The organism is Pseudomonas sp. MWU16-30322, from assembly GCF_020515535.1.
Taxonomy (GTDB): Bacteria; Pseudomonadota; Gammaproteobacteria; order Pseudomonadales; family Pseudomonadaceae; genus Aquipseudomonas; species Aquipseudomonas fluorescens_H.
The window spans coordinates 165,721-177,934 of the sequence record NZ_JAIWYL010000011.1 but is presented as its reverse complement, the minus strand read 5'-3'; the positions used below and the strand labels follow the sequence as shown (position 1 = coordinate 177,934).

Below are 12,214 nucleotides of genomic sequence, written 5' to 3'. Positions count from 1 at the left end.
ATTGCCGAGAGTCGACTAGCCCCAACGCATCACAAGCAACAGCCACACCAAAGACAGCGCGGACGCCGCCCAGATGCTCCAGTCGGTGACGCCAATGACCAGCAGATGCAGGTAGGCGCTGCCGAGAAGACCGATGAACAAGCGATCGCCACGGGTGGTGGCAATCGGCAGAAAACCTCGCCGCAGAATGCTCGGCGAACGCAACTCCCAAGCGGTCATGCCGACCAGCAGCAAGCCAATGGCGATGAAGAAACCCGCCGTAGGGGCCGTCCAGCTCATCCATTCCATCATTCGTTCCTCATACACGACCCAGAGCAAAGCCCTTGGCCACATGATTGCGCACGAACCAGATCACCAGCATGCCCGGCAGGATGGTCAACACCCCCGCCGCCGCCAGTACGCCCCAGTCGATGCCCGAGGCCGACACGGTGCGGGTCATCACCGCAGCTATCGGCTTGGCGTTCACCGAGGTCAGCGTGCGCGCCAGCAGCAGTTCGACCCAGGAAAACATGAAGCAGAAAAACGCGGTGACGCCGATGCCGGAGCCGATCAGCGGGATGAAAATCTTCACGAAGAATTTGGGAAAGCTGTAGCCGTCGATATAGGCGGTTTCGTCGATTTCCTTGGGCACACCGGACATGAAGCCTTCGAGAATCCACACCGCCAATGGCACGTTGAACAGGCAGTGCGCCAGCGCCACGGCGATGTGCGTATCGAACAGCCCGATCGACGAATACAGCTGGAAGAACGGCAACAGGAATACCGCCGGCGGCGCCATGCGGTTGGTCAGCAGCCAGAAAAACAAGTGCTTGTCGCCCAGAAAGCGATAGCGCGAAAACGCGTACGCCGCCGGCAACGCCACACTCAGGGAGATGACGGTGTTGAGTGTCACGTAGTACGCCGAGTTGATGTAACCGCTGTACCAGCTCGGATCGGTGAAAATCACCTTGTAGTTCGCCAGCGTGAAGTTCTGTGGGAAAAGCGTCAGGCCACCGAGTATTTCGGTGTTGCTCTTGAAGGACATGTTCAGCAGCCAGTAGATCGGCACCAGCACGAACAGGATGTAGATCAGCAGCGGAACAAGCTTTGTCTTGCTCATGGCCGGGCCCTCAGCGGTTGGCGTCGGAATGGGTCATGGCGGTGTAGAACAGCCACGAGACCAGCAGGATGATCAGGAAGTACACCAGCGAAAACGCCGCCGCCGGCCCCAGATCGAATTGGCCTACGGCCATCTGGGTCAAGGTCTGACTCAAGAAAGTCGTGGCATTGCCCGGCCCGCCGCCGGTGAGCACGAACGGCTCGGTGTAAATCATGAAACTGTCCATGAAGCGCAGCATCACCGCGATCAGCAGTACGCTTTTCAGCTTGGGCAACTGGATGTGGCGGAACACTGCCCACGCCGAAGCCCGATCGATCCGCGCCGCCTGGTAATACACGTCGGGAATCGCCCGCAACCCGGAGAAACACAACAGCGCCACCAGCGAGGTCCAGTGCCAGACGTCCATCACCAGCACCGTGACCCAGGCGTCCATGGTGTTGGCCGCGTAGTTGTAGCTGATGCCCAGCGCGTTCAGGCTCGACCCGAGCAAGCCAATGTCGGCGCGGCCGAAGATCTGCCAGATGGTGCCGACCACGTTCCACGGAATCAGCAGTGGAATCGCCAGAATGATCAGCACCACCGACGACCAGCGACCCTTGGTCGGCATGGTCAGGGCGATGGCGATGCCCAGCGGGATTTCGATCAGCAGCACGCAGGCCGAGTAGATGAACTGACGCAGCAATGAGTCGTGCAGACGTGGATCGAGCAGCACCTGGCGATACCAGTCGGCACCGACGAAGTAGCGGCTGGACTGGTCGAAGATGTCCTGCACCGAGTAGTTGACCACGGTCATCATCGGGATCACCGCACTGAACGCCACCAGCAGAAACACCGGCAACACCAGCCACCAGGCCTTGTTGTTCTGCACCTTGTTCATGGCTGCACCTCGGTAAGGTCGGTGTCGTCCAGGAGGAATTCGTCGGCGTAGACCATCAGCCACTGCGCCGGAAAACTGATGTATGCCGTGCCCTGGGGCACCGGTTTGTCTTCGGCCAGACGCACCTTCAACGGCGCGCCATCGAGGTCGAGGGTGAGGATCTTGTAGGTGCCGAGGTCTTCGACGTGGACCACCCGCGCCTGCAGCGCCTCGTCAAACGGCTCGTCCCAGACATGGATGAACTCGGGGCGGATGCCGACCTTCAGATTTTTCCACTGACCGTGTTCGATATGTCGTTGCAAGGCGTCGGACAACGGCAGGTGCGTCGAGGCGAAACCGACCCCGCCCGGTTGCGGCTGCACCTCGATCAGGTTCATCCCCGGGCTGCCGATGAAGTAGCCGACGAAGGTGTGGCTCGGCCGCTCGAACAATTCCCGGGGCGTGCCGAACTGCACGATCTGCCCGCCGTACATCACCGCGATCTTGTCGGCGAAGGTTGAGGCTTCGAGCTGATCGTGGGTCACATAGACCATGGTGATGTTGAACTGCTCGTGGATCTGCTTGAGCTTGCGTCGCAGCTTCCACTTCAGGTGCGGGTCGATCACCGTCAGCGGCTCGTCGAAGAGAATCGCCGAGACGTCGTCGCGCACCAGGCCACGGCCCATGGAGACTTTCTGTTTTTCGTCGGCGGTGAGGTTACGCGCCTTCTTGCCCAGCAGGTTTTGCAGGTCGAGGACTTCGGCGATTTCCTGCACCTTGCTGTGCACTTTCGCCTCGGCCATGCCCTGATTTCGCAGGGGGAAGGCGAGGTTGTCGAACACGGTCATGGTGTCGTAGACCACCGGGAACTGGAACACCTGGGCGATGTTGCGCTTCTCCGGGGTCAGGTCGTTGACCGCTTTGCCGTCGAACAACACATGCCCCTGCGAGGGGCTGAGCAGGCCGGAAATGATGTTGAGCAAGGTCGATTTGCCGCAACCCGAAGGGCCGAGCAAGGCATAGGCGCCGCCCTGCGCCCAGATGTGATCCATCTCGCGGATCGCGTAGTCCTCTGGCCCGCTCGGGGTTTTGCTGTAGCTGTGGGCGAGGTACTGCAAACGGATTTCGGCCATCACGCTACCCTCGCGACACGCCGGCCCGGTGCCTGCACCAGACGGCCCTGCGCATCGAACACGAACAGTTTGTGGGTCGGGATGTAAATGCGGATCGGCGCATCGACGTCGTATTCGTGAACCCCCGGCAGGTGCAGCACCAGCAGGAAATGCTCGTTGCGCACGTGGAGGAAGGTTTCCGAGCCGCTGATCTCCGCCACTTCGACGGTGACCGCCAGTTCCAGGTCGTCATCATTGCTCGGCACCAGCGAGATATGGCTGGGGCGCACGCCAAAGCGGAACTCGCCCTCACCCACCGGGCGCAGGTCGACGTTCAACGGGAAGTGCACGAAGTTGGCGAAGCTGACTTCGTTGCCGGCGATGCGCCCGGGCATCAGGTTGATCGGCGGCTCGGAGAACAACTCCGCCGCCAGCACGGTTTGCGGCTGGTGGTAGACCGAGGTCGATGGGCCGCTCTGGATCACCCGGCCCTCGTGCAAAATCGTCGCGGTGCCGCCCAGCGCCAACGCTTCGTTGGGTTCAGTGGTGGCGTAGATCGCGATGGTGTGGCGTAGCTTGAACAGCTCGCGCATTTCCTGGCGCAGCTCTTCGCGCAGCTTGTAATCAAGGTTGACCAGCGGCTCGTCGAACAGGATCAACTCGGCATCCTTGACCAGCGCCCGGGCCATCGCCGTGCGCTGCTGCTGGCCGCCGGACAGCTCCAGCGGATAGCGCTGCAGAAACTTCTCGATGCGCAGCATCCGTGCGGTTTCCTGCACCTTACTGTGGATGATGTCCTTGGCAACACCGGCCTGACGCAACGGCGAGGCAATGTTCTCGAACACGGTCATGGTCGGGTAGTTGATGAACTGCTGATAGACCATCGACACATTGCGCAGGCGCACCGGGCGCTGGGTGACATCGACGCCGTTCATCAGGATCCGGCCGCTGTCAGGCTTGTCCAGACCGGCCATCAGGCGCATCAGACTGGTTTTGCCGGACAGCGTGCGGCCGAGCAGAACGTTGAAGGATCCGGGTTCGAATGTCAGGCTGGCATCGTCGATCCAGGTCTGGCCCTCGACGGTACGGCAGACGTGCTCCAGGGTGAGTGACATGGCTCGGCCTTTTTTATTATTGGAGTCAAGCGACCTGTGCAGCAGAGCGACATTCGTGCCAGAAATGGCAAGTGGTTGATTTGTCGTGAAAAGCACCGAAAACGTGGGAAATGGGTGTTCATGACTGAACAGATTTGAACAGTCTGGCGATTGACAATGAACAATCGTGAACAACACTCTGTGAACGCTTTTTGCCCAGATTTCGTGAACACCGGAGCTCCAATGTGGGAGCGGGCTTGCTCGCGAAGGCGGTGTGTCAGTCGATGTAAATGTGTCTGATATACCGCTTTCGCGAGCAAGCCCGCTCCCACAGTTTTGATCTGTGTTGGTTTTGAAAGCAGTGCCATAACAACAATAAAAATGCCCTTCAGAGGCCCACCACCATGGCCGCACCTACCCCGCCACTGTCCCACGACGCGATCGTCCAGAGCTCCTGGCAACGGTGCCGCGCGTTCGGCCTCAGCCACCAAAGCAGCCCGGCGTTCGATCAATTGCCCGCCTCCGGCATCGCGCATTTACTCGACCGTCATCATTCACTGGTGCAGACCACCCACCAGGAAGTCCTGCCCTATTACGAAAACATCCTCAGCAACTCCAATTGCCTGATCATGCTCGCCGACCATCAGGGCCAAGTGCTGACATCGTGGGGCACTCAGCGCTTTATCGAGCCAAACCTCGCCCGTGGGTTTAGCGCCGGAGCGAGCTGGATGGAGCGTTCAAGCGGCACCAATGCGATCGGCACCGCGCTGGCCTGCGAACAAGCGGTGCACATCGAACACGATGAACACTTCCTTAAGGCCAATCGCTTCATGACCGGCTCCGCCGCGCCGATTTTCGACGCCGAGCGCAAGGTCATCGCCGTGCTCGATGTGTCCAGCGACAGCTACCTGCCGCCCTCGCACACCCTGGGCATGGTCAAGATGATGAGCCAGACCGTGGAGAACCGGCTGATCCTCAACCTGTTCCACGGCCAGCACTTTCAACTGACCTTCAACACCGGGTTGAGCAACCTCGACAGTCAGTGGGCCGGTTTGCTGATCTTCGATGAGAGCGGCCAGGTACTGTCGGCCAACCGGCGGGCGGACAATCTGCTCGGCGTGCGCCTGTCGCGGGTCAGTGTCGAGAGCCTGTTCAACGTGTCGCTATTGGAGCTGTTGAATCAGCCTGACGGCTTGCCGTTCGCCCTGCAGACCACCGGGCGCAACCGCTTCCAGTGCTTGCTGAAGCGACCGCAACAGGCACCGATTCAGCCTCGGGTATTTGCCGAACCCAAGCCCGCCGCAGCGCCGATCAAAGTGCCGGGAACGATCAGCCTCAACTCTCTGCATTTTGGTGACAGCCGCGTCGAGAAAGCCGTGCGCCAGGCCGAACGCTTGCTGGAGAAAGACATCCCGTTGCTGATCCACGGCGAAACCGGGGTCGGCAAGGAAGTCTTCGTCAAAGCCCTGCATCAGGCCAGCTCACGCAGCAAACAAGCATTCATCGCCGTCAACTGCGCGGCGATCCCGGCCGAACTGGTGGAGTCGGAACTGTTCGGCTATGAAAAAGGTGCGTTCACCGGCGCCAATCAGAAAGGCAGCATCGGCCTGATCCGCAAGGCTGACAAAGGCACCCTGTTCCTCGATGAAATCGGCGACATGCCATTGCCCACTCAGGCGCGGTTGCTGCGGGTATTGCAGGAGCGCTGCGTGCAACCGGTGGGCAGCAGCGAGTTGTTCGCGGTGGACTTGCGAATTATCTCGGCGACTAACCGTTCGCTCAGGGAGCAGGTGCAGCTGGGGCGGTTCCGCGAAGATCTTTATTACCGTATCGGTGGGCTGACCCTGGAACTGCCACCGTTGCGCGAGCGCAGCGATAAGGAGGCGCTGTTCAAACGCCTGTGGGAGCAACATCGCGAACCGACGCAATGGGCCGGGTTGAGCCGCGAGGTGCTGGAGCTGTTCACCCGTCATCCATGGCCGGGCAATCTGCGCCAGGTCAGCAGCGTGATGCAGGTGGCACTGGCGATGGCCGAGGAACAACCGGTGCGGCCGGAGCATCTGCCGGATGATTTTTTTGTCGATCTGGAGATGGAGCCGGTGGAGTTGGCGCCGCCGCTAGGGGTTGATCTGAACGATGCCGAGGCGTTGAACCGCGAATTGCTGGCGGCTGGGGGCAATATTTCGCATCTGGCGCGGCGGTTGGGGGTTAGTCGCAATACCCTTTACAAGCGCTTGCGTCAGGCTGAGTGACAGGGTGGCTGAACCGGCCTCTTCGCGAGCAAGCCCGCTCCCACAGGGGATCAGTGTCGTACTCAAAAATCAGACATGACAAAAATCCAATGTGGGAGCGGGCTTGCTCGCGAAGGCGTCAGACCAGTCACCCCACAACTATCAATCCGCCCCCATTGACCGAACCGACTAGACTGTGACGAAATGTTTCAGTTTTTCGCCATGCCATTGATTCAGACACCTCCCTCCTCCTGATTTTCACAGGATAAGTGCTTTGACCAACATCTGTTCCACCGGCCTTGATATCGGTTTCGCCTCGCTGGATTACCTGCAGATCGGCTTCCTCGGCATCATTCAAGGCATCACCGAGTTGCTGCCCGTTTCCTCCACCGCGCATATGCGCATCGTCCCGGCCCTGCTCGGCTGGCCGGATCCCGGCTCGGCGTTTTCCGCGGCCATGCAGCTGGCTGCACTGGCGGCGGTGGTCAGTTATTTCTGGCGCGACGTCAAGCAAGTGGTCGGTGGCAGCGTCGACGCGGTGCGCCAACGGGATTTCAACAACCGCTGGTTCATCCTCGCGGTGGCCATCGTGCTGGCGACCATACCCATCGGCATTGCCGGCATTGCGCTGTCCTCGACGCTCAACGCCTGCAACTCGCCCCTTCGCGGCCTGATGGTGATCGGGATTTCCTGCGTGGTCATGGCGGTTCTGCTGGCCGCTGCCGAGCTATCGTGCCGGCATCGGCGCACCGTGGACGAAATGCGTCTGCGTGATGCGCTGATCGTCGGCATTGCGCAGATTGGCGCGTTGATTCCCGGGGTGTCGCGCTCTGGCTCGACGCTGACGGCGGCGTTGTTTCTCAACTTCAAGCGTGAAGAAGCGGCGCGGTTCTCGTTCCTGCTCGGGCTGCCGGCGATTGCCCTCGCCGGTCTGAAAGAGTTGTGGGTGTTGTTCCATGCCGATCTTCCAGCAGCCGTTTGGGGACACCTGATTTTCGGTCTGGTGATTGCCAGCATCTCGGCGTTCTTCGCGATCTGGGGCCTGATGCGCTTTCTGGAAAAATTCTCCACCTGGCCATTCGTCATCTACCGCGCGTTGCTGGGGATTTTCCTGATCGTCGCGGTCAGCACCGGGGCCTTGAGCTGACACCCGCCAGAAAAAACAAAACCCGCACAAGGCGGGTTTTGTTTTAAGCGGATCAAGCAATCAGTCAGTCAGACGCCAGGTCGTGCCGCCCTTGCCGTCTTCCAGCACCACGCCCATGGCGGTGAGCTGGTCGCGGATGCGGTCGGATTCGGCCCAGTCCTTGCCGGCGCGTGCCGCCAGACGTGCAGCAATCAGTGCGTCGACTTCAGCGGCATCGACACGCCCTTCGGCGCCCGCTTGCAGGAAGTCATCGGCTTCCAGTTGCAACACACCCAGCACGCTCGCCAGTTCTTTCAGACGTGCCGCCAGACCGGCCGCTGCATCGAGATCGCTCTCGCGCAGGCGGTTGATCTCACGCACCATCTCGAACAGCACGGCGCAGGCTTCCGGCGTGCCGAAGTCGTCGTTCATCACCGTGGTGAAACGCTCGACGAAGGCTTCGCCGCCGGCCGGGGCGACGCTCGGCAGGCCTTTCAGCGCGTGGTAGAAACGCTCGAGAGCGCCCTTGGCGTCCTTGAGGTTGTCTTCCGAGTAGTTGATCGCGCTGCGGTAATGGCTCGACACCAGCAGGTAACGCACGACCTCCGGGTGGTACTTGTCGAGCACGTCGCGAATGGTGAAGAAGTTGTTCAAGGACTTGGACATCTTCTCGCCATTGATACGGATCATGCCGCAATGCATCCACGCGTTGGCGTAGGTCTTGCCGGTGGCCGCTTCGCTCTGGGCGATTTCGTTTTCATGGTGCGGGAACTCGAGGTCGCTGCCGCCGCCATGAATGTCGAAGGTCTCACCGAGGCAGCAAGTGGACATCACCGAGCACTCGATGTGCCAGCCCGGACGCCCGGCGCCCCACGGCGATTCCCAGCTCGGCTCGCCCGGCTTGGCGGCTTTCCACAGGACGAAGTCCAGCGGGTCTTCCTTCGACTCGTCGACTTCGATGCGTGCACCGATGCGCAGGTCTTCGATCTTCTTGCGCGACAGCTTGCCGTAGCCCATGAACTTGGCGACGCGGTAGTACACGTCGCCATTGCCCGGGGCGTAGGCGTAGCCCTTGTCGATCAGGGTCTGGATCATCGCGTGCATGCCCGGAATATGATCCGTGGCACGCGGTTCCATGTCCGGCTTCTTGATGTTCAGGCGCGCTTCGTCTTCGTGCATCGCCGCGATCATGCGCTCGGTCAGCGCGTCGAACGACTCACCGTTCTCGCGGGCACGATTGATGATCTTGTCGTCGATGTCGGTGATGTTGCGCACGTAGGTCAGGTCGTAACCGCTGAACCGCAACCAGCGGGTCACCAGGTCGAACGCAACCATGCTGCGGCCGTGGCCGAGGTGGCAGTAGTCGTACACGGTCATGCCGCACACGTACATGCGCACCTTGTTGCCATCCAGCGGCTTGAAGACTTCTTTGCTCTTGGTGAGCGTGTTGTAGATCGTCAGCACGTTAATTTCCTTGACGCAGAATCACTGGCCCCACGAATCACGCAGGGTCACGGTACGGTTGAATACCGGCTGACCTGGTTTCGAGTCCTTGATATCGGCAACGAAGTAGCCTTCGCGCTCGAACTGGAAACGGTCTTCCGGCTGTGCATTGCCCAGCGATGGCTCAGCACGACAACCGGTCAGCACTTGCAGTGAGTCAGGGTTGATGTTGTCGAGGAAACTCGCGCTGTCTTCGGCCTTCTCCGGGTTCGGAGAACGGAACAGGCGATCGTACAGACGCACTTCGCACTCGATGCTGGCAGCCGCCGGCACCCAGTGGATCACGCCTTTGACCTTGCGGCCTTCAGGGTTCTTGCCGAGGGTGTCCGGATCGTACGAGCAACGCAGCTCGACGATGTTGCCGTCGGCGTCCTTGATCGCTTCGTCGGCACGGATCACGTAGCTGCCACGCAGACGCACTTCGCCGTTCGGCTCGAGGCGCTTGTAGCCCTTTGGCGGTTCTTCCATGAAGTCATCGCGGTCGATGTAGATTTCACGGGCGAACGGCAGCTTGCGCACGCCGAGTTCTTCTTTCTGCGGATGACGCGGCAGTTCGAGGTTTTCGACCTGACCTTCCGGGTAGTTGGTGATCACGACTTTCAACGGACGCAGCACGCACATGGCACGCGGGGCGTTCGCGTCGAGGTCCTGACGGATGCTGAACTCGAGCATGCCGAAGTCGACCACGCCGTCGGAACGGTTGGTGCCGATCATGTCGCAGAAGTTGCGGATCGAAGCCGGCGTGTAGCCACGGCGACGGAAGCCGGACAGCGTCGACATGCGCGGGTCGTCCCAGCCGTTGACGTGCTTTTCATCGACCAGTTGCTTGAGCTTGCGCTTGCTGGTGATGGTGTAGTTCAGGTTCAGACGGCTGAATTCGTACTGGCGCGGGTTGGCCGGCACCGGCAGGTTTTCCAGGAACCACTCGTACAGCGGACGATGGCTTTCGAATTCCAGGGTGCAGATCGAGTGGGTGATGCCTTCGATGGCGTCGGACTGACCGTGGGTGAAGTCATAGTTCGGGTAGATGCACCACTTGTCACCGGTCTGATGGTGATGGGCGTGGCGGATGCGGTACATGATCGGGTCGCGCAGGTTCATATTCGGCGAGGCCATGTCGATCTTCGCGCGCAGCACGCGGGCGCCGTCCGGGAACTCACCGGCACGCATGCGTGCGAACCAGTCGAGGTTCTCTTCCACCGAACGGTCGCGGAACGGGCTGTTCTTGCCCGGCTCGGTCAGGCTGCCACGGTATTCCTTGGCCTGCTCAGGGGTCAGGTCGTCGACGTAGGCCTTGCCGGCCTTGATCAGCTCGACCGCCCAGTCATGCAACTGGTCGAAATACTGCGAGGCGTAGCGCACTTCGCCGGACCACTCGAAGCCCAGCCATTTGACGTCGCTTTCGATCGCGTCGATGTATTCCTGGTCTTCCTTGGCCGGGTTGGTGTCGTCGAAACGCAGGTGCGTGACGCCGCCGAACTCCTGGGCCAGGCCGAAGTTCACGCAGATCGACTTGGCGTGGCCGATGTGCAGGTAGCCGTTGGGCTCAGGCGGAAAACGGGTGACGATCTGGGTGTGCTTGCCCGAGTCCAGGTCTGCCTGGATGATCGGCCGCAGGAAATTGACCGGCACGGCAGGGCCGGACTTGGCATTCGAGGTAGGGTCGACAGTGGGCTTGCTCATAGGATCCTTGACTTACATGTGCGCGGCCGCAAAGGGGGCCAGACAAAACAAAGCCGCTATCATAGCCGATGCTGTCAAGGGCCTGACAGAGCGCGGCCTATAAAGGAGCGCATTTAATCGCCGGGATATGAAAAACAGCCTCGAAATTCGCGCCTGTCACGCTAAACTGCGCACCTTGGCCGATGCAGGCTGAACCGGTCATGGGGCTGAATGTCCCATAACCACGAATTCCTTATAAAGAGTAGCGATCATGACTCAAGTCAAACTGACCACCAACTACGGCGACATCGTCATCGAACTGGACGCGGAAAAAGCGCCGATCACCGCTGCCAACTTCCTCGAATACGTTAAAAACGGTCACTACGAGAACGTGATTTTCCACCGCGTCATCAAGGGTTTCATGATCCAGGGCGGCGGTTTCGAGCCTGGCATGCAGGAAAAGAAAGACAAGCGCCCGAGCATCCAGAACGAAGCCGACAACGGCCTGAAGAACGAGAAGTACACCCTGGCCATGGCCCGCACCATGGATCCACATTCGGCCTCGGCGCAGTTCTTTATCAACGCCACCGACAACAGCTTCCTCAACCACACCGCCAAGACCGCTCAGGGCTGGGGTTATGCCGTGTTCGGTAAAGTCGTTGCCGGTACCGATGTCGTCGACAAGATCGAAGCCGTTGCCACCACTTCCAAGGCCGGTCACCAGGACGTGCCGAAAGACGACGTGATCATCGAGAAAGCCGAGATCATCGAAGCGTGATATTGCTGATTTCAGACTTGCATCTGGAAGAGGAGCGCCCGGACATCACCCGGGCGTTTCTGGATTTGCTCGCCGGACGCGCCCGCTCGGCGAGTGCGTTGTACATCCTCGGCGACTTTTTCGAGGCGTGGATTGGCGACGACGCCATGACGCCCTTCCAGCGTTCCATCTGCCAGGCCCTTCGCCAATTGAGCGACAGCGGCACGGCGATTTTTCTGATGCACGGCAACCGCGACTTCCTGCTCGGCAAGGCCTTCTGCAAAGAAGCCGGCTGCACGCTGTTGAAGGACCCGAGTGTCGTGCAGTTTTACGGCGAGCCGGTGTTGTTGATGCACGGCGACAGCCTGTGCACCCGCGATGTCGGCTACATGAAGCTGCGGCGCTACCTGCGCAACCCGATCACCCTGTTCATCCTGCGCCACCTGCCGCTGAGCACCCGCCACAAACTGGCGCGCAAGCTGCGCAGCGAAAGCCGTGCGCAGGTGCGGATGAAGGCCAATGACATCGTCGATGTCACGCCGGAAGAGATTCCGCGGATCATGCAGCAATACGGGGTGAAAACCCTGATCCACGGCCACACCCATCGTCCGGCGATCCACAAGCTGCAGCTCGGTGAGCAGGCAGCGAAGCGGATTGTGCTGGGGGACTGGGATCGTCAGGGTTGGGCGTTGCAGGTGGATGAGAACGGGTATGCCCTGGCACCGTTCGACTTCGCTCCGCCACCACAACTGGCAGCACCTGCCAACTGACACA

Annotated in this window: 11 protein-coding genes; 4 read left to right on the top strand and 7 right to left on the bottom strand. The window is 60.4% G+C overall.

Translation table 11 applies throughout. From position 1 onward, the window contains the following. Positions 1–15: 15 nt before the first annotated feature. The 5 genes from LCH64_RS22725 to LCH64_RS22705 are packed head-to-tail and all read right to left on the bottom strand — an operon-like array spanning position 16 to position 4,182. Entirely contained in the window at positions 16–288 is a 273-nt protein-coding gene (locus LCH64_RS22725; protein WP_103485334.1) for a DUF2160 domain-containing protein, read from the bottom strand. A 10-nt stretch (positions 289–298) separates the two neighbouring features. Further along, on the bottom strand, positions 299–1,099 hold the full coding sequence (locus LCH64_RS22720) for a carbohydrate ABC transporter permease (RefSeq protein ID WP_103485335.1): 801 nt from the start codon (positions 1,097–1,099) through the stop codon (positions 299–301). A gap of 10 nt (positions 1,100–1,109) precedes the next feature. Continuing rightward, on the bottom strand, positions 1,110–1,976 hold the full coding sequence (locus LCH64_RS22715; protein WP_003223756.1) for a sugar ABC transporter permease: 867 nt from the start codon (positions 1,974–1,976) through the stop codon (positions 1,110–1,112). Next, on the bottom strand, positions 1,973–3,088 hold the full coding sequence (locus LCH64_RS22710; RefSeq protein ID WP_226501314.1) for an ABC transporter ATP-binding protein: 1,116 nt from the start codon (positions 3,086–3,088) through the stop codon (positions 1,973–1,975). The genes LCH64_RS22715 and LCH64_RS22710 overlap by 4 nt, the downstream gene beginning before the upstream one ends. Continuing rightward, the gene (locus LCH64_RS22705; protein WP_226501313.1) at positions 3,088–4,182 is read right to left on the bottom strand and encodes an ABC transporter ATP-binding protein; all 1,095 of its coding nucleotides are present in this window, start codon (positions 4,180–4,182) and stop codon (positions 3,088–3,090) included. Before LCH64_RS22705 ends, LCH64_RS22710 begins: the two co-directional genes overlap by 1 nt. Positions 4,183–4,565: 383 nt before the next feature. On the opposite strand from LCH64_RS22705, the gene LCH64_RS22700 reads away from it, so the two are divergent. Both LCH64_RS22700 and uppP read left to right on the top strand, forming a co-directional pair. Further along, on the top strand, positions 4,566–6,413 hold the full coding sequence (locus LCH64_RS22700) for a sigma-54-dependent Fis family transcriptional regulator (protein WP_226501312.1): 1,848 nt from the start codon (positions 4,566–4,568) through the stop codon (positions 6,411–6,413). A 253-nt stretch (positions 6,414–6,666) separates the two neighbouring features. Beyond that, on the top strand, positions 6,667–7,539 hold the full coding sequence (gene uppP / locus LCH64_RS22695) for an undecaprenyl-diphosphatase UppP (protein WP_226501311.1): 873 nt from the start codon (positions 6,667–6,669) through the stop codon (positions 7,537–7,539). Between the two features lie 60 nt (positions 7,540–7,599). Here the strand turns inward: uppP and cysS are convergent, their stop codons facing one another. Beyond that, positions 7,600–8,982, bottom strand: coding sequence for a cysteine--tRNA ligase (cysS, locus tag LCH64_RS22690; RefSeq protein WP_226501310.1), 1,383 nt, complete (start codon positions 8,980–8,982; stop codon positions 7,600–7,602). A gap of 21 nt (positions 8,983–9,003) precedes the next feature. After that, on the bottom strand, positions 9,004–10,704 hold the full coding sequence (locus LCH64_RS22685; RefSeq protein ID WP_003223745.1) for a glutamine--tRNA ligase/YqeY domain fusion protein: 1,701 nt from the start codon (positions 10,702–10,704) through the stop codon (positions 9,004–9,006). Positions 10,705–10,954: 250 nt separating this feature from the next. Here LCH64_RS22685 and LCH64_RS22680 point away from each other — a divergent pair, with 250 nt between their 5' ends. Both LCH64_RS22680 and lpxH read left to right on the top strand, forming a co-directional pair. Continuing rightward, the gene (locus tag LCH64_RS22680) at positions 10,955–11,461 is read left to right on the top strand and encodes a peptidylprolyl isomerase (RefSeq protein ID WP_103485342.1); all 507 of its coding nucleotides are present in this window, start codon (positions 10,955–10,957) and stop codon (positions 11,459–11,461) included. After that, positions 11,458–12,210: a UDP-2,3-diacylglucosamine diphosphatase gene (lpxH, locus tag LCH64_RS22675; protein WP_045122383.1), complete on the top strand. Its 753-nt coding sequence runs from the start codon at positions 11,458–11,460 to the stop codon at positions 12,208–12,210. The genes LCH64_RS22680 and lpxH overlap by 4 nt, the downstream gene beginning before the upstream one ends. The last annotated feature ends 4 nt before the right edge of the window (positions 12,211–12,214 follow it).

Coding starts and splice junctions, on each gene's coding strand:
- LCH64_RS22680 (WP_103485342.1), top strand. CDS start 10,955: ATGACTCAAGTCAAACTGACCACCAACTACGGCGACATCGTCATCGAA.
- LCH64_RS22700 (WP_226501312.1), top strand. CDS start 4,566: ATGGCCGCACCTACCCCGCCACTGTCCCACGACGCGATCGTCCAGAGC.
- LCH64_RS22725 (WP_103485334.1), bottom strand. CDS start 288: ATGGAATGGATGAGCTGGACGGCCCCTACGGCGGGTTTCTTCATCGCC.
- LCH64_RS22715 (WP_003223756.1), bottom strand. CDS start 1,976: ATGAACAAGGTGCAGAACAACAAGGCCTGGTGGCTGGTGTTGCCGGTG.
- LCH64_RS22720 (WP_103485335.1), bottom strand. CDS start 1,099: ATGAGCAAGACAAAGCTTGTTCCGCTGCTGATCTACATCCTGTTCGTG.
- LCH64_RS22710 (WP_226501314.1), bottom strand. CDS start 3,088: ATGGCCGAAATCCGTTTGCAGTACCTCGCCCACAGCTACAGCAAAACC.
- LCH64_RS22705 (WP_226501313.1), bottom strand. CDS start 4,182: ATGTCACTCACCCTGGAGCACGTCTGCCGTACCGTCGAGGGCCAGACC.
- LCH64_RS22685 (WP_003223745.1), bottom strand. CDS start 10,704: ATGAGCAAGCCCACTGTCGACCCTACCTCGAATGCCAAGTCCGGCCCT.